The 15,649-nt window shown below is 65.3% G+C and carries 12 protein-coding genes and 3 tRNA genes; 5 read left to right on the forward strand and 10 right to left on the reverse strand.

All coding sequences use genetic code 11. From position 1 onward, the window contains the following. Positions 1-81 precede the first annotated feature (81 nt). The 9 genes from rpoB to CHU93_RS12820 all read right to left on the reverse strand — a co-directional run bounded on the left by rpoB (position 82) and on the right by CHU93_RS12820 (position 9,711). On the reverse strand, positions 82-4,224 hold the full coding sequence (gene rpoB / locus CHU93_RS12780) for a DNA-directed RNA polymerase subunit beta (protein ID WP_207759276.1): 4,143 nt from the start codon (positions 4,222-4,224) through the stop codon (positions 82-84). Positions 4,225-4,516: 292 nt separating this feature from the next. Continuing rightward, entirely contained in the window at positions 4,517-5,878 is a 1,362-nt protein-coding gene (locus tag CHU93_RS12785) for an alpha/beta hydrolase (RefSeq protein WP_094474566.1), read from the reverse strand. A gap of 204 nt (positions 5,879-6,082) precedes the next feature. Continuing rightward, the gene (gene rplL, locus CHU93_RS12790) at positions 6,083-6,460 is read right to left on the reverse strand and encodes a 50S ribosomal protein L7/L12 (RefSeq protein WP_086115177.1); all 378 of its coding nucleotides are present in this window, start codon (positions 6,458-6,460) and stop codon (positions 6,083-6,085) included. 51 nt (positions 6,461-6,511) lie between these two features. Beyond that, complete coding sequence (gene rplJ, locus CHU93_RS12795) at positions 6,512-7,027, reverse strand: 50S ribosomal protein L10 (protein WP_094474567.1); 516 nt, start codon at positions 7,025-7,027, stop codon at positions 6,512-6,514. Positions 7,028-7,448: 421 nt separating this feature from the next. Then, positions 7,449-8,147 (reverse strand): 50S ribosomal protein L1, encoded by a 699-nt coding sequence (gene rplA, locus CHU93_RS12800; RefSeq protein ID WP_094474568.1) that lies wholly within the window; start codon positions 8,145-8,147, stop codon positions 7,449-7,451. 4 nt (positions 8,148-8,151) lie between these two features. Next, positions 8,152-8,586, reverse strand: a complete 435-nt coding sequence (gene rplK / locus CHU93_RS12805; protein ID WP_086115180.1) for a 50S ribosomal protein L11 — start codon at positions 8,584-8,586, stop codon at positions 8,152-8,154. 73 nt (positions 8,587-8,659) lie between these two features. Next, positions 8,660-9,196 (reverse strand): transcription termination/antitermination protein NusG, encoded by a 537-nt coding sequence (gene nusG, locus CHU93_RS12810; protein WP_094474569.1) that lies wholly within the window; start codon positions 9,194-9,196, stop codon positions 8,660-8,662. A gap of 8 nt (positions 9,197-9,204) precedes the next feature. Continuing rightward, entirely contained in the window at positions 9,205-9,411 is a 207-nt protein-coding gene (gene secE / locus CHU93_RS12815; RefSeq protein ID WP_086116089.1) for a preprotein translocase subunit SecE, read from the reverse strand. Positions 9,412-9,635: 224 nt separating this feature from the next. Further along, a tRNA-Trp gene (locus tag CHU93_RS12820) sits at positions 9,636-9,711 on the reverse strand. A 96-nt stretch (positions 9,712-9,807) separates the two neighbouring features. Between CHU93_RS12820 and CHU93_RS12825 the strand changes: the two genes are divergently transcribed. The 5 genes from CHU93_RS12825 (at position 9,808) to CHU93_RS12845 (ending at position 12,552) form a co-directional block, all read left to right on the forward strand. Further along, positions 9,808-9,881, forward strand: a tRNA-Gly gene (locus CHU93_RS12825). A gap of 236 nt (positions 9,882-10,117) precedes the next feature. Continuing rightward, positions 10,118-11,206, forward strand: coding sequence for a GGDEF domain-containing protein (locus CHU93_RS12830; protein ID WP_094474570.1), 1,089 nt, complete (start codon positions 10,118-10,120; stop codon positions 11,204-11,206). Positions 11,207-11,300: 94 nt separating this feature from the next. Then, positions 11,301-11,387, forward strand: a tRNA-Tyr gene (locus tag CHU93_RS12835). Between the two features lie 35 nt (positions 11,388-11,422). Beyond that, on the forward strand, positions 11,423-12,178 hold the full coding sequence (rlmB, locus tag CHU93_RS12840) for a 23S rRNA (guanosine(2251)-2'-O)-methyltransferase RlmB (protein WP_094474571.1): 756 nt from the start codon (positions 11,423-11,425) through the stop codon (positions 12,176-12,178). Beyond that, the gene (locus tag CHU93_RS12845; protein ID WP_094474572.1) at positions 12,175-12,552 is read left to right on the forward strand and encodes an ester cyclase; all 378 of its coding nucleotides are present in this window, start codon (positions 12,175-12,177) and stop codon (positions 12,550-12,552) included. Before rlmB ends, CHU93_RS12845 begins: the two co-directional genes overlap by 4 nt. Before the next feature lie 58 nt (positions 12,553-12,610). Here the strand turns inward: CHU93_RS12845 and CHU93_RS12850 are convergent, their stop codons facing one another. Further along, positions 12,611-15,538 carry a TonB-dependent receptor domain-containing protein gene (locus CHU93_RS12850; RefSeq protein WP_094474573.1) on the reverse strand — a complete coding sequence of 976 codons (2,928 nt, stop codon included), beginning with the start codon at positions 15,536-15,538 and terminating at the stop codon, positions 12,611-12,613. Positions 15,539-15,649 lie beyond the last annotated feature (111 nt).

Genomic DNA, 15,649 nt, shown 5'->3' on the forward strand with positions numbered 1-15,649 from the left:
CTGGCGGGAGGGGCTGGGGGTGGGTGTTCGGTCCGGGTTCGTCAGGCGGGGCGGCCGGTCAGGGCCGCCCCCATCCTGCTGTCACTCGACATCCTCGATGCTCTGCAGCTGGACGTTGAGGCCCAGCGACCGCATTTCCTTGATGAGCACGTTGAAGCTTTCGGGGATGCCGGCTTCGAACGTGTCGTCACCCTTGACGATGGCTTCATACACCTTGGTGCGGCCCACCACGTCGTCGGACTTGACGGTGAGCATTTCCTGCAGGGTGTAGGCGGCGCCATAGGCCTGCAGGGCCCAGACTTCCATTTCCCCGAAGCGCTGACCGCCGAACTGGGCCTTGCCGCCCAGCGGCTGCTGGGTGACGAGGCTGTAGGGGCCGATCGAGCGGGCGTGGATCTTGTCATCGACCAGGTGGTGCAGCTTGAGCATGTAGATATAGCCCACGGTCACCTTGCGATCGAACTGGTCGCCGGTGCGGCCGTCGAACAGCTCGACCTGGCCCGAGCTGTCGAGGCCCGCCAGTTCCAGCATGTGCGACACGTCGCTTTCCTTGGCGCCGTCGAACACCGGGGTGGCCATCGGCACGCCGCCAGCGAGGTTGCGGGCCAGTTCCACCACGGCGGCATCATCCAGGCCGTCGATCTCCGAACCATATTGCGGGCCATAGATGGCCTTGAACAGGTCGCGGATTTCGGCGGCGCTGCCGTTGACCATCGTGTCGTTGATGCCTTCCAGCATGGCGGCGATCTTCTTGCCCAGGCCGCGCGCGGCCCAGCCCAGATGGGTTTCGAAGATCTGACCGACGTTCATGCGGCTGGGCACGCCCAGCGGGTTGAGCACGATGTCGACCGGGGTGCCGTCGGCCAGGAACGGCATGTCTTCCTGCGGCAGGATGCGGGAGATGACCCCCTTGTTGCCGTGACGGCCGGCCATCTTGTCACCCGGCTGCAGCTTGCGCTTCACCGCGACGAAGACCTTGACCATCTTGAGCACGCCCGGCGGCAGTTCGTCGCCAGCCTGCACCTTGGCCTTCTTGTCTTCCAGCTTGGCATTGATGCTGGCGTGGGCTTCATCCCACTGCGCCTTCAGCGCCTCCAGGCCGGCCTGCACGCCGTCATCGGCGACGCCGAACTTCCACCATTCGCGGCGGGGATGTTCGTCGAGCAGGGCCTGATCGATGGTCACGCCCTTCTTCACGCCCTTGGGCGCGGCCACGGCTTCCTGGCCCAGCAGGGCATCGGCAAGACGGGCATAGGTGGCGCGATCGAGGATGCCGCGTTCGTCGGTGGCGTCCTTTTCCAGGCGCTCGATTTCCTCGCGCTCGATCTGCAGGGCGCGCTCGTCCTTGTCGATGCCGTGGCGGTTGAAGATGCGCACATCAACGATGGTGCCCGACACGCCCGGCGGCAGCCGCAGCGAGGTGTCGCGCACGTCGCTGGCCTTTTCGCCGAAGATGGCGCGCAGCAGCTTTTCTTCCGGCGTCATCGGCGATTCGCCCTTGGGCGTGATCTTGCCGACGAGGATGTCGCCCGGCTCCACTTCGGCGCCGATATAGACGATGCCGGCCTCGTCGAGGCGGGCGAGCGCGTCTTCACCGACATTGGGGATGTCGCGGGTGATGTCTTCCGGGCCCAGCTTGGTGTCGCGGGCCATGACTTCGAATTCCTCGATGTGGATCGAGGTGAAGATGTCTTCCTTGACGATCTTCTCGTTGATCAGGATCGAGTCTTCGTAGTTGTAGCCGTTCCACGGCATGAAGGCGACGAGCACGTTGCGGCCCAGCGCCAGTTCGCCATCCTCGGTCGACGGGCCGTCGGCGATGATGTCGCCCTTCTGCACCAGGTCGCCCACGGTCACCAGCGGGCGCTGGTTGATGCAGGTGGACTGGTTGGAACGCTGGAACTTCATCAGCGTGTAGATGTCGACGCCCGACTTGCCGGGTTCCACATCCTGGGTGGCGCGGATCACGATGCGGGTGGCGTCCACCTGGTCAACGATGCCGGTGCGCTTGGCGGCGATGGCGGCGCCGCTGTCGCGAGCCACCGTGCCTTCCATGCCGGTGCCGACGAACGGCGATTCGGCCTTCACCAGCGGCACCGCCTGGCGCTGCATGTTGGAGCCCATCAGCGCGCGGTTGGCGTCGTCGTTTTCCAGGAACGGGATCAGCGAGGCAGCGACCGAAACCAGCTGCTTCGGCGACACGTCGGCCAGGGTGATGGTGCCGGCCGGCGCCATCAGGAATTCACCGGCCTGGCGGGCGGAGATCAGCTCTTCCACGAACACGCCGTTGCCATCGATGCCGGCGTTGGCCTGGGCGATGGTGTGGCGGGCTTCTTCCATGGCGGAGAGATACTGCACCTCGTCGGTCAGCTTGCCATCAACCACCTTGCGATAGGGGGTTTCGATGAAGCCGTACTTGTTGACGCGGCTGAAGGTGGCGAGGCTGTTGATCAGACCGATGTTCGGGCCTTCCGGCGTTTCGATCGGGCAGATGCGGCCATAGTGGGTCGGGTGCACGTCGCGCACTTCGAAGCCGGCGCGTTCGCGGGTGAGACCGCCCGGGCCCAGGGCCGAGACGCGGCGCTTGTGGGTGACTTCCGACAGCGGGTTGGTCTGGTCCATGAACTGCGACAGCTGGCTGCTGCCGAAGAATTCGCGCACCGCGGCCACCGCCGGCTTGGCGTTGATCAGGTCGTTGGGCATGACCGTGTCGATATCGACGCTGCTCATGCGCTCCTTCACGGCGCGTTCCATGCGCAGCAGGCCGACGCGATACTGGTTTTCCAGCAGCTCGCCGACCGAGCGGACACGGCGGTTGCCGAGGTTGTCGATATCGTCGATCTCGCCCTTGCCGTCCTTCAGGTCGACGAGGGTCTTGACCACCGCGGCGATATCCTCGCGGCGCAGCACGGTCACATCATCCGGGCAATCGAGGCCGAGGCGCATGTTCATCTTGACGCGGCCCACCGCCGACAGGTCGTACCGGTCGGGATCGAAGAACAGGCCATAGAACATGGCTTCGGCGGTTTCGCGGGTCGGCGGCTCGCCGGGGCGCATGACGCGATAGATTTCGGCGAGCGCATGGTCGCGGTCTTCCACCTTGTCGGCCATCAGCGTGTTGCGGATCCACGGGCCGGTGGAGACATGATCGATGTCGAGCAGCTCGATGCTGGCCTGGCCGGAGCGGTCGATCTTTTCGAGATTCTCGGCGGTCAGCTCGTCACCGGCCTCGATGTAGATTTCGCCGGTGGCTTCGTTGATCAGATCAAAGGCGCTGTAACGGCCGAAGATTTCCTCGGTCGGGATCAGCAGGCTCTTGCAGCCGTCGGTGGTGGCCTTGCGCACCATGCGCGGCGTCACCTTGGTGCCCATCGGGAACACCACTTCGCCGGTTTCGGCGTTGACGACATCGAAGGTCGGCTTGCTGTTGCGCCAGTTGGCTTCGACGAACGGCACCACCCAACCGGCATCGCCGTTGGGGCCATGGCCGCGCACCCACGTGACGCGGTTGTAGAAGAGGTTGAGGATTTCTTCGGAATGCCAGCCCAGCGCATAGAGCAGGCTGGTGACCGGCAGCTTGCGCTTGCGGTCGATGCGGACGTTGACGATGTCCTTGGCGTCGAATTCGAAATCCAGCCACGAACCGCGATAGGGGATGACGCGGGCGGCGAACAGATATTTGCCCGAGGCATGGGTCTTGCCGCGGTCGTGATCGAAGAACACGCCCGGCGAACGGTGCATCTGGGAGACGATGACACGCTCGGTGCCGTTGATGATGAAGGTGCCGTTCTCGGTCATGAGCGGCATGTCGCCCATGTACACGTCCTGCTCCTTGATATCGAGCACGGAGCGGGTTTCGGTGTCGGCGTCCACTTCGAACACGATCAGACGCAGCGTGACGCGCATCGGCGCGGCATAGGTCATGCCGCGCTGGCGGCATTCATCCGTGTCGTACTTCGGCTCTTCCAGTTCATAATGCACGAAGTCCAGCTCGGCCGTGCCGGCGAAATCGCGGATCGGGAACACCGAACGCAGGGTCTTTTCCAGGCCCGAGACATAGCCGATCGCCGGGTTGGAGCGCAGGAACTGCTCATAGCTTTCGCGCTGAACCTCGATCAGGTTCGGCATCTGCACAACTTCGCCGCTGTTGCCGAAGGTCTTGCGGATGCGGCGGCGGTTGTTGAACGGCGTGACGCCGTGCGGCGGCTTCATCTGGGTGGCCATGTCTTCGTGTCGCCTCTCTTGCCGGGCGGATGCGCCCAGCGGGAAAACAGCAAAAACCGCACGTCATTCCCGCAACTGCGGCAATGTCGCACGGTCACTGGCGATGGATCCCGCCACCCTTCCATCCGTTGCGGCCTGATCGCGCGACAGGCCGTATCCCGAAAGGTGGCGGGCTGACCGGGAATCGGGGGGGCCGGCCAGTGAATGATGCGGCATGTAGGCCGGTTGTTGGATTCGGGCAAGGGGGGCGGCGCGAAATGACGGTGTCAGCCCATCGACCAGAAGGCGGATGCTAATGCTTGAATGCCGGCGGGCGGATTGCCGCAGTGCAGCCGGTGTCAAGGCCAGTCATGCTGCCCGCAACCACGAACGTGGTCATGATGCGATCCACACAGCCGTTCATGCCGGCAAAGCTATGGCTGCTACCCGTCACCAGCACATGATGTGCCTGATCGATCAGCCTGGCGACCTGCTCTGCTCCAGCCGGCGGCGTCGCCGGATCAAGCTCACCGGAAATCAGCAGCGCCGGCCCTGCCAGCCGATAGGGTTCGCGCCAATCGGCTGGCACGCTGCCGCGCGGCCAGCGGGCACAGCCACCGATCAACTGGTCGATCCAATAGCGCCCGAGCACGGTGCCACGCGCCGATAGCTGCGCCCTTGCCCGATCGATGAACGGCACATCCTCGCTGCAGGCAACCGACAGCATCAGGCCGGTAGCGATATCGTTTTGGGCAGCCCGCCGCAGCGCCGCCGCTTGCGCGATGAACCCCTGCCAGTTCCCGCCTGCTGCTTCATGCAACAGCAACGGCAATCCGGCACGCAGAGGCGTTGCTTGTAACATTGTCCGGATCACGGTGCCAAACATGCCGCGCTGCAGGCGCAGCGGCTGCGCGTCGACCACAGCCGTCGCTGGTGCCTCATCGAGTCTGGCTACAGCGCGCGCCAGATCGCCGGCCAGATCGGGAAAGGCGTCGTGACAGGCGTGGTCAGTTGTGCAGTCGCGCAGCATGAGTGCCACTGCCGCCTGGACGTCGGGGGCAAAATCGGCCGGCATGATTGACCAGGGCGGCACCACACCCTTCAGCGTGAGAGTGCGCACATGATCTGGGTAACGGCGGGCATATTCCATGGCGACCCTGGTACCATAGGAAGTGCCGTACAAATCGATGCGGCCATAACCAAAGGCTTGGCGCACGGCTTCGGCATCGGCAACGGCGGCAGAGGTCGTGAAGGCAGCCAGCCGGTGTCTGGCAGAAAGCTGGGCGCGGCAGGTAGAAATGATCGCCGGATCGAACAGATCGGCAAGGGTTTGGTTGGCCGGAACGCGGCAATTCAGCGGCGCCGATCCGCCGGTGCCGCGCTGATCGATGAGCACTATGTCGTGGGTGGACCGCGCCCCGGCATAGATGCGGGCGTAAAAGCCGGTCAGCCGGGTGGCCGCCTGCCCAGGCCCCCCTGGAAGATGAAGATGGCTTTGTGGCCGGCGCCTGCAACAGCGGGCAGTCGGACCAGCGACAAGGACAGCAATCGGTCCGGTCCGTGAGCTTCGCGGGACTCCGGCACCGCCAGGCGGAAACATGTAGCTTCGGCAGGCAGGCCGGGGTCGGCACAAGTCACCGGTTCCGGTGCAAGCGCCGCGGCCGGGAGCGCCCATGCTCCTGCGGCAATGGCCACAATCACCAAACGGCGCAGCAGTTTCAACGGGTGCTCATGCGGCCAACGCCGGCGCGAATGAGGTGGCTTTCTGGCCAATCGGGCATGATCACAAGTATGCGCCTTTGGCGCCCAAAAGAAAAGGGGCGGCTCCACAAGGAGACGCCCCTTTCCTGTTCGCGCCAGCAGAGCTGATACGAAGCGCTTACTTCAGTTCAACGGTGGCGCCGGCTTCTTCCAGCTGCTTCTTGAACTTCTCGGCGTCAGCCTTCGACACGCCTTCCTTCACGGCCTTCGGAGCGCCTTCGACCAGCGCCTTGGCTTCGGTCAGGCCCAGGCCGGTGATGGCGCGGACTTCCTTAATGACGTTGATCTTCTTGCCACCGTCGCCGGTCAGGATCACGTCGAACTCGGTCTTTTCTTCGGCGGCCGGAGCGGCAGCGCCAGCAGCCGGAGCAGCGGCCACGGCCACGGCAGCAGCGGCGGACACGCCCCACTTTTCTTCCAGCATCTTGGCGAGTTCAGCGGCTTCCAGCACGGTCAGAGCGGACAGCTGGTCAACGATCGAATTCAGGTCAGCCATTTTGATTCTCCAGTCTTTCTATTCGGGTCTGTGAAATTGATGATCGAAGGCTTACGCGGCGTCCTTCTCGGCATAGGCCGAGAAGACACGGGCCAGCTTGGCCGCCGGAGCGGTCGACAGCTGGGCCAGCTTGGTGGCGGGCGCGTTGATGAGGCCCACCAGACGGCCACGCAGTTCATCCAGCGACGGCAGTTCGGCCAGGGCCTTCACGCCGTTCACATCGAGGACAGTGCCGCCCATGGCGCCGCCGACGATTTCGAACTTGTCGGTCGTCTTGGCGAATTCCACCACGATCTTGGCAGCGGCCACCGGATCGGCGGACGTGGCCAGGCCGCAGGGGCCGGTGAGGAGATCACCGAGCGGCTGGTAGGGCGTGCCTTCGAGCGCGATGCGCGCGAGGCGATTCTTGGTCACCTTGAAGCTGGCCCCAGCGGCGCGCATCCGGTTCCTGAGATCGCTCGCTTGCGCGACGGTCAGGCCATGGTTGCGCGTGACCACGACGACCGAGGTTTCGGTCAGCGTCTTGGCCAGGCTGGAGATGGCTTCGGCTTTTTGGGCGCGATCCATGCTCACTCCTTGAACTGTGCCGGGTGCGGACGGAGCGCCCGTTCCCGGCGGGACAATGACGCAGGCAGATGCCTGCGCCGGCTCAATGAGCCTGTGGCCTGCCAGTCACCGGTGAAGGGGATGGGCGGGCGCCAGGCCCGTCCGAAGAGGATCGTCGCCCATGCCGGCCCATGGCCCGCACAGACCCGCAGCGGCATGACCGGTGCGGAAAAACTTGCCTCGTCTCATGCAGGCCCAAATGGCTTAAGGAGCACGCTCCACCTGCAATCTCGGACGGTCGCCCGGCCCCGAGGGGCCGTGCGGCTGCGGCGCGATAGGGGGTTGGCCGCACAGAGTCAAGCCGGGCGTGCCGCCGGCCAATGCAAAAGGGCCGGAGCGATGCCTCGCCCCGGCCCTTTCGTTTCAGCGGATCGTCAGGCGATCAGTTGGTCACGCCGGTCGACGACGGATCAACCTTCACGCCCGGGCCCATCGAGGAGCTGACGGCCACCTTGAGCAGATACTTGCCCTTGGCGCCGGTCGGCTTGGCCTTGACGACGGCATCGAGCAGCGCGTCGAAGTTGGCGCGCAGATCGTCCTGGCCAAAGCTGGCCTTGCCCAGGATGCCGTGGATGATGCCGGCCTTTTCAACGCGATATTCGATCTGGCCACCCTTGGCGGCCTTCACGGCTTCGCCAACGTTCATGGTGACGGTGCCCAGCTTCGGGTTCGGCATCAGGCCCTTGGGGCCGAGCACCTTGCCGAGGCGGCCGACCAGACCCATCATGTCGGGCGTGGCGATGCAGCGATCGAAATCGATGGTGCCGCCCTGCACGATTTCCAGCAGGTCTTCGGCGCCAACGACATCAGCGCCAGCGGCCTTGGCTTCCTCGGCCTTGGCGCCGCGGGCGAACACGCCGACGCGCACGGTCTTGCCGGTGCCCTTGGGCAGGGTGACGACGCCGCGCACCATCTGATCGGCGTGACGGGGATCAACGCCCAGGTTGAACGACACTTCGATGGTTTCATCGAACTTGGCGGTGGCCAGGCTCTTCACCAGGGCGATGGCTTCATCGACGGGATAAAGATGGTCACGGTTGACGGCAGCGGCGAACGCCTTGGCCTTCTTGGTCATCGCCATTGGATCAGCCCTCCACCACTTCGAGGCCCATCGCGCGGGCCGAACCTTCGATCGTCTTCATCGCCATTTCGATGCTGTTGGCATTGAGATCCGGCATCTTCTTTTCCGCGATTTCGCGGATCTGCGACTGCTTGATCTTGGCAACGGCTGCGCCCTTGCCCGGCGTGGTGCCGCCCGACTTCAGGCCAGCGGCCTGCTTGAGCAGGTAGGATGCCGGCGGCAGCTTGGTGATGAAGCTGAACGAACGATCGGCATAGACGGTGATCACGGTCGGGATCGGGGTGCCCTTTTCCATGCTTTCCGTCTTGGCGTTGAACGCCTTGCAGAATTCCATGATGTTGACGCCGCGCTGACCGAGCGCGGGGCCGATCGGCGGGCTGGGGTTGGCCATGCCGGCCTTCACCTGCAGCTTGATATAACCAGTGATTTTCTTGGCCATCGGGCCACTCCTTGCTGTGTGGTGCTAGCGGCCGGGGCAACCGGCCTCCCACGCCTATGGTGAATCGGCTGAATTACTTCTGCTTTTCCACCTGTTCGAAGCCGAGTTCGACCGGCGTAGCGCGGCCGAAGATCGACACCGAAACCTTGACGCGGCCATGGTCGTAGTCGATTTCCTCGACCAGGCCGTTGAAACTGGCGAACGGGCCATCGAGCACACGCACGCTGTCGCCGATCTCGAAATTGGCCTTCTTCTTGATCTTGGCGGCCGGGGTTTCCTCCGCCTTGGTGTTCAGTATGCGGGCGGCTTCGGCCTCGCTGATCGGCTGCGGTTTGTTCTGCTGGCCCAGGAAGCCGGTCACCTTGGGGGTGTTCTTGACGAGGTGGAACACATCGTCGGTCATCGCCAGCTTGGCCAGCACATAGCCGGGCATCGACTTGCGCTCGACGGCGCGCTTCTTGCCCTTCACCACCTCGGTCACGGTTTCGGCCGGCACCTCGATTGCATCGATGAAGGCTTCAAGGCCCATGCGGCGAGCTTCGGCGAGGATCGAATCCTTCACCTTGTTTTCAAAGCCCGAATAGGCGTGGATGATGTACCAGCGCGACATGAAAATCCTCAGGCAGCCAGGCTGAGCAGGAATTTGACGGTGCGGCCCAGCAACTGATCGATGCCGAGGAAGAAGACCGACAGGATGCTGGTCATCACCAGCACCATGATCGTCATCCGCACGGTATCGGGCAGCGTGGGCCAGGCGATCTTGCGGGTTTCGGTCTGCACCTGGCGCACGAATTCCGCCGGGGAAACCCGGGGCTTCTTCGCCACTTCTGCCCCTCCGCCTGCTTTGCCGTCGCTCACGCAGCTTCGCCTTTGCCAAGAACCAACAACCGAACACGAATCAGCCTGTTGCAGTGCAGCAGGCCGCCCATCAACACCAAGAACCGGCACGGGGCACTGCCCCGCCGCCGGCTGCCTTGGTATCGCCGCGCCCCTGAGATGGGATCAGCCGCCTTTCGGTTCAACCACTTGCGGTCGAATTTTCAGGCTGCTGGCAGGAGTGGAGGGGCTCGAACCCCCGGCCCTCGGTTTTGGAGACCGATGCTCTACCAACTGAGCTACACTCCTAGGCGCAGACCGCGCGCTATAGAGAGGCGGCGGGACCGGCGCAAGTGCTTCGCGCCATTGAAACTGCCGCGCGGCTGCCGTAGAGGCGGATGCGATGCGGGTATAGCTTAGTGGTAAAGCTCCAGCCTTCCAAGCTGGCTATGCGGGTTCGATTCCCGCTACCCGCTCCATCGCAGCCAGGCGCGTGGATTGCGCCCCGCGCAATCCACCGACTCCGGCAAGATCGGCCGGGCTGGCTGCCGGGCCTCAGCCCGGCAGAGCAGCTTCGACGTCAGCCGCGGCTTTGCCGCGGCGCCCTCCCCCCAACATTTGACCACCGCAAAATCGCCCACCCCCGGCTTAAACCCCCGCCGGCACCGCCGTTCCCCAACCCACAGCATCCACGGGTCGCAGGAGGAACAGGGCAATGCAGTATCAGCCGGGGCCATATCAGGCGGCCGCCGAAGTGCCGGCCCCGGCCGATGTGGCGCCCGCTGCCGCCGCGCCGCCTGGCGCCGGCCTGGGCTGGTTCGACAAGGTGCGCGCCATGCTGGTGCGCACCGGGCTGCCGCCGGAGCCGCCGGTGTATGACGTGCTGTGGCGCTATGTGCGCGATGATGATCATGATCTGTCGTTGGCCATCGACAAGGCCATTGCCGGCGATGGCCTGACCATCAGCACGCTGATGACCCTGCGTGAAACACATCTGGGCCAGTTGAGCGAGGCGCAGGTGAATCAGCTGATCGCCGAGGCGCAGGGCCAGGCGGAGGCGCTGGGCTGGCGCATCGAGGGCGGGCAGACCGATCTGGCCGATTATGGCCGGGCGATTGCTGTGGGCGGCGAGAAGCTGGCCGGGCCGATCGATGCAGCCGGGCTGGCCGCCTTGCTGGAGCAGTTGGGTGCGGCGACGGCCACCATGCAGGCCGCCATTGCCAAGCTGATGACCGAACTGGAGCAGGCGGCGACCGAAAGCCGGGCGCTGGCCGACCGGCTGACCCAGGCCGAGCGGGCGGCGGTGACCGATGCGCTGACCGGGGTGATGAACCGGCGCGGATTGATGACCATGCTGGAAAAGGCCCAGGAGGCGGCAATCGCAGCCGGGGTGCCGCTGGCCCTGGCGGTGGTCGACATCGATCATTTCAAGCGCTTCAACGACCGCTTTGGCCATGCCATGGGCGATGATGTCCTGTGTTTCGTGGCGCGGCACCTGGCCGACCGGCTGGGCCGCGACGGCGGCTTTGTCGGCCGGCTGGGCGGGGAGGAGTTCGTGGGGGTGATGCCGGGCGTGGGCCTGCAGGCCGCGGCCGGGCGCATCGACCGGGTGCGGGCCGAACTGGCCGGCCAGGTGTTACGCAGCGCGGTGGACGGCGGCAGCATGGGCCGCATCAGCTTTTCCGCCGGGGTGGCCGAACATCGCGGCGACCAGAGCGGCGACGAGTTGATCGCGCGGGCCGACAGCGCGCTCTACACCGCCAAGCGGCTGGGCCGCGACCGGGTTGTGCCGGATCGCAGCTGAATGTCGCGAGCGGCGGCGGCCAACAAGTGTGTTGACAGCCGCGCCTGCCTGCCGCATTTGGCCGCCTCCCGACAGGCTTGCCAAAGCGGACTGTGGAGGGGTGGCCGAGCGGTCAATGGCAGCAGACTGTAAATCTGCCGGGTTTCACCCTACGTTGGTTCAAATCCAACCCCCTCCACCACCGTGCCCGCACCAAGCACAGGATGGCACGTTGAGATGGGCCGCAGACCGCACCCGAAGAACCAGCAGGGCCAGAAGAGCCCGTTTCCGCGCCTGTATGGCCGGCACGCGGTGTTTGCCGCGCTGGACAATCCCGAACGCAGTTTCCGCAAGCTGTGGCTGACCCCGCAGACGGCCAAAACGCTTGAGCTGCCGCCTGGCCTGCAGGTGCAATATGGCGATGACCATGATCTGGGCCGGCTGTGCCCGCCCGATGCGCCGCACCAGGGCTATGTGCTGGAGGTGGAGCCGCTGGAGAATGTGTGGCTGGGCGATATCCTGAAGGACGCCGATGATGGCGACAACCGGCCGATCATCGTGCTGGACCAGGTGACCGATCCGCACAATGTCGGCGCGCTGATGCGGTCGGCGCTGGCATTCAATGCCCGCGCCATCGTGACCCAGGATCGCCACAGCCCGGCCGAATCGGGCGTGCTGGCGCGCAGTGCCAGCGGCGCGCTGGAGGCGCTGCCGTGGGTGCGTGTCGTCAACCTGGCGCGCGCGCTGGGCGAGATTGGCGAGGCCGGCTTCTGGCGCATCGCGCTGGATGGCGAGGCGCCCGATGACCTGGAAACCGCGCTGGGCAGTTGCCAGCCGGCACTGGTGCTGGGGAGCGAGGGCGAAGGCCTGCGCCATCTGACCATCGAGAATTGCGACCAGTTGGCCCGCCTGCCGATTTCCGGCGTCGAAAGCCTGAACGTGTCGAACGCGGCGGCCATCGCGCTTTATGCCTGCGCGCGGCGCCGGCTGTGACCGATCTTGCCGCCCTGGCCGCCGCCTACACGGCGGCGTGGAACAGCGGTGATCCTGAGGCCGTCGCGGCCCATTATGCGCCCGATGGCAGCATCAGCATCAACGATGGCCCGTTGTGGCAGGGCCGGGCCGGCGTGGCCGACATGGCGGCCGGTTTCATGGCCGACATTCCCGACATGGTGCTGATGTGCGAGGGCGTGCGCGCCGCCGGTGCGGCTGCACTTTATCTGTGGCGCTTCACCGGCACCCATGCCGGCAGCGGCAAGCCGGTGGACGTGACCGGCTGGGAGGCCTGGCGCATCGGCGCCGATGGCCTGATCGCCGCATCCTGCGGCTGGTTTGACGCCGGCGATTACGCCCGCCAGACCGGTTGAACAGCAACGCGGCGCAGCCCCGGGGGCCACGCCGCGCGCTGGTTTCAGACCATCAGCCTCAGAACTGGACGCGGGCCCCAAAGCGGAACACGCGGCCCAGCGGGTTGCCGATGAACGGATCGTAGGACAGTTCCAGCCGCGACGCGGGCGGATTGGCATTGGTGAAATTGTCGATGCCGAACTGCAGCTGGGTGGTCACGCCGCCCATCGGGATATCATATTGGAAGTTGATATCGTGCTGGGTGAAGCTTTTCACCACCGCGCCGAAGTTGGTCGGGCCAAAGTTGGTGACCGCGCAGTTGGCCAGACCGACGCAGCGTTCGTCATCCACCCCGCCGACATAGCGGACCTGGTAGCGCGCATTGAACCGCGGCAGCCCATAGTTGATCCAGCCGGTGGCACGCAGCGGCGAGACGGTGAGCGGATCGCGGAAATAATTGGTAAAGCCCTTGGCCTGATAGCCGGGCAACACCTGCACCCCGCGCACGGAGAAGGCGGCGAAGGTATAATCCAGCGTGATGCTGGCCTGCGCGCCGACGTTCAGCTTGCCGGGGCCAAGATCGGTCTTGTAGTCGATCGACAGATCGATGCCGCTGGTCTTCAGGTTGGGGCCGTTCACCCAGTCGGTGCGAACGCGGCTGATGGCGTTGCCGTTGGTGACGCCCTGCACACAGCCGCCCTGGAAGGTGATCAGACTGGCCAGCGGGCTGCTGCAGTTGGCCAGGCCCAGGCCATTGGTGCCCGGCACCACGGCAGACGCGATGGCCTGACCCGGCGTGGTGGTGATGCGGCCGTCGACATCAAAGCTCCAGTAATCGGCCGAAACCGTGAAGCCCGACGTGGTGATGACCGCGCCAACGTTGTAGGTGAAGGCGGTTTCCGGACCCAGATCGTTCGGGTTGCCGAAGATGTCCACCGAGCGGAAGGCGTTGGCCGCGGCCTGGATGCCGGCCAGCGAGGTGATCTGGTTGGCCACCACCTGGTTGGCGAGCGGGCCGCGGAAGGTGGTGCCCACCGAACCGCGCAGCACCAGCCAGTCGGTCGGGTTCCAGCGCATGGCGCCCTTCGGGTTGAAGGTGGAGCCGACCGAGCCGCCATAATCCTCGTAGCGGGCGGCGCCGGTGAACTCCAGCTTGTCGGTGATCGGCACCTTCACTTCGGCAAACACCGCCTTCACATTCTGGCGCACCGATTCGGGCCGGGTGACGCCGAGGAAGATGAAGGGACCAACGCCTTCCTGCGGGGTGCCGACGCAGCTGCGATCGCCTTCACGGAAGCAGGGGTTGAGGTTGACGTTGGAGATCGGCAGCAGCGGGTTCGACGACCATTCGTTGCGGCGATACTGGAAGCCGAAGGCATAGGCGATCGGGCCGCCGCCCAGATCCCAGCTGGTCTCGCCGGAGAAGATGGCGTCGACAACCAGCTGCTCCTCGATCTGGCGGGTGCCGCTGTAGGGCTGGATAAAATCAATCAGCGCCGGCGAGTTTTCCGCCCCGCGCACATAGTTGGGATTGGTCCGGCCCTGGATCGACACCGGCTGCCCGGCGTTGATGAACGGGTTGAACCATTGGCAGCCATTCTGCCCCGGCGTGTTGGCCGCGACGTTGCAATTGGGGCCGCCAAGGCCGTTGAGGGCGTTCTGCAGGCGGGTGCCCACCATGTCACGCGAGGCCGCATTGCGTTCGGACCGCCACCAGGTGCCGAACAGTTCGGCGCGGAAGCTGTCGCTGAACTCGTGGTTGAAACCGGCCGACAGGCGGTAGCTCTTGTTTTCGGCAAAGCCGAGGCCAGCCCCGCGCACCGGTTCGGACGGATTGCCAAGCCAGCCGAACGGCCGCCACAGCACGGCGGTGATCGCCGCCAGCGGGCGTTCCGCCGTGGAGGCGGCGAGGCCATTCTGGGCCAGGAACGCCGGCACGCCCGGGTTGTTGGGGCTGACCGTGAAACGGCTGGTGCTGCCCGATCCGCCAGGGCCCTGGATCGGCGGGAAGGATGGCGACTGGCCGACCGTGGTGTCGGTCTGGGCATAGGTGAATTCGGCGTGGAACTTGGTGCGGTCCGACAGTTCCGCATCGATCTGGGCATAGGCCTGGTAACGGTCTTCCTCTTCGATGATGTTGTTCCACGGCAGGAAGCTGAAGCGGCAGATCGGCAGGCCGGAGCCCAGGCCGCTGAGATCATTGACGCCGCCCACCGCCGGGCAGGCGGTGTTGCCACCGTCGAGCACCGTGGTGGTGGAAGGCGCGCCGTTGACCAGATAGGTCGCGGCGAACACGCCCGGCGTGCTCGACGCCGACCAGGCCGACGGGTTCACCGCATAGGGCGTGCGGCTGAAATCCCGGCTGAAGCTGGGCAGGGTGGAGCGGTGCTGCCAGCCGCCGCCGATCATCACATTGACCTTGCCGAAGGTGTGACCAACGAGGGCCGACAAGGTCCAGTTGCCGCGCGAGCCCTTGATGGCGTCGAAATCGCCCTGCACCACGGCGCCGTTGAAATCCTTGCGGGTGACGAAGTTGGCCACACCGGCAATGGCATCAGACCCATAGGTGGCAGCCGCGCCATCCTTCAGCACTTCGATGTTCGCCAGCGCGAAGATCGGGATCAGGTTGGTGTCGGCAAAACCATCGCCAGGCGCGAGCACGGTGCGGCGGCCGTTGAACAGCACCAGCGTGCGCGTGGGGCCCAGGCCGCGCAGGTTCAGCGAGCCATTGCCCTGGAAGCCCTGCGCCGCGGTGGAGAACTGGTTGGTGTCGCCCAGCGAGGCGCCGACCGACGGCAGCTGCTTGATGAATTCCAGCGGCGAGGTGACGCCCTGCTTGTTGAGATCATCGGCGGTGAACACGTCGATCGGCACGGCGGCATCCTCGCGCGTGCCACGGATGAAGCTGCCGGTGACGACGATTTCCACATCTTCCTGCGGTTCGGTGTCGGCCTGGGCCGCCGCTGCCGGCGCGGCCTGTTGTGCCGAGGCGGCCGAACCCCACATCAAGGCCGAAGTCAAAACGAACAGCGCGCTCCCCGCGCGCAATGCAGCAAGAGCCATTCTTCACCTCCCCAATGGTCAGCGTCGGGCCTCTTCCCACGATAGGCGGACCAC

Origin of the sequence: Sandarakinorhabdus cyanobacteriorum, from assembly GCF_002251755.1 — a bacterium.
Taxonomy (GTDB): Bacteria; Pseudomonadota; Alphaproteobacteria; order Sphingomonadales; family Sphingomonadaceae; genus Sandarakinorhabdus; species Sandarakinorhabdus cyanobacteriorum.

Coding starts and splice junctions, on each gene's coding strand:
- rpoB (WP_207759276.1), bottom strand. CDS start 4,224: ATGGCCACCCAGATGAAGCCGCCGCACGGCGTCACGCCGTTCAACAAC.
- CHU93_RS12785 (WP_094474566.1), bottom strand. CDS start 5,878: ATGGGCGCTCCCGGCCGCGGCGCTTGCACCGGAACCGGTGACTTGTGC.
- rplL (WP_086115177.1), bottom strand. CDS start 6,460: ATGGCTGACCTGAATTCGATCGTTGACCAGCTGTCCGCTCTGACCGTG.
- rplJ (WP_094474567.1), bottom strand. CDS start 7,027: ATGGATCGCGCCCAAAAAGCCGAAGCCATCTCCAGCCTGGCCAAGACG.
- rplA (WP_094474568.1), bottom strand. CDS start 8,147: ATGGCGATGACCAAGAAGGCCAAGGCGTTCGCCGCTGCCGTCAACCGT.
- rplK (WP_086115180.1), bottom strand. CDS start 8,586: ATGGCCAAGAAAATCACTGGTTATATCAAGCTGCAGGTGAAGGCCGGC.
- nusG (WP_094474569.1), bottom strand. CDS start 9,196: ATGTCGCGCTGGTACATCATCCACGCCTATTCGGGCTTTGAAAACAAG.
- CHU93_RS12830 (WP_094474570.1), top strand. CDS start 10,118: ATGCAGTATCAGCCGGGGCCATATCAGGCGGCCGCCGAAGTGCCGGCC.
- rlmB (WP_094474571.1), top strand. CDS start 11,423: ATGGGCCGCAGACCGCACCCGAAGAACCAGCAGGGCCAGAAGAGCCCG.
- CHU93_RS12850 (WP_094474573.1), bottom strand. CDS start 15,538: ATGTGGGGTTCGGCCGCCTCGGCACAACAGGCCGCGCCGGCAGCGGCG.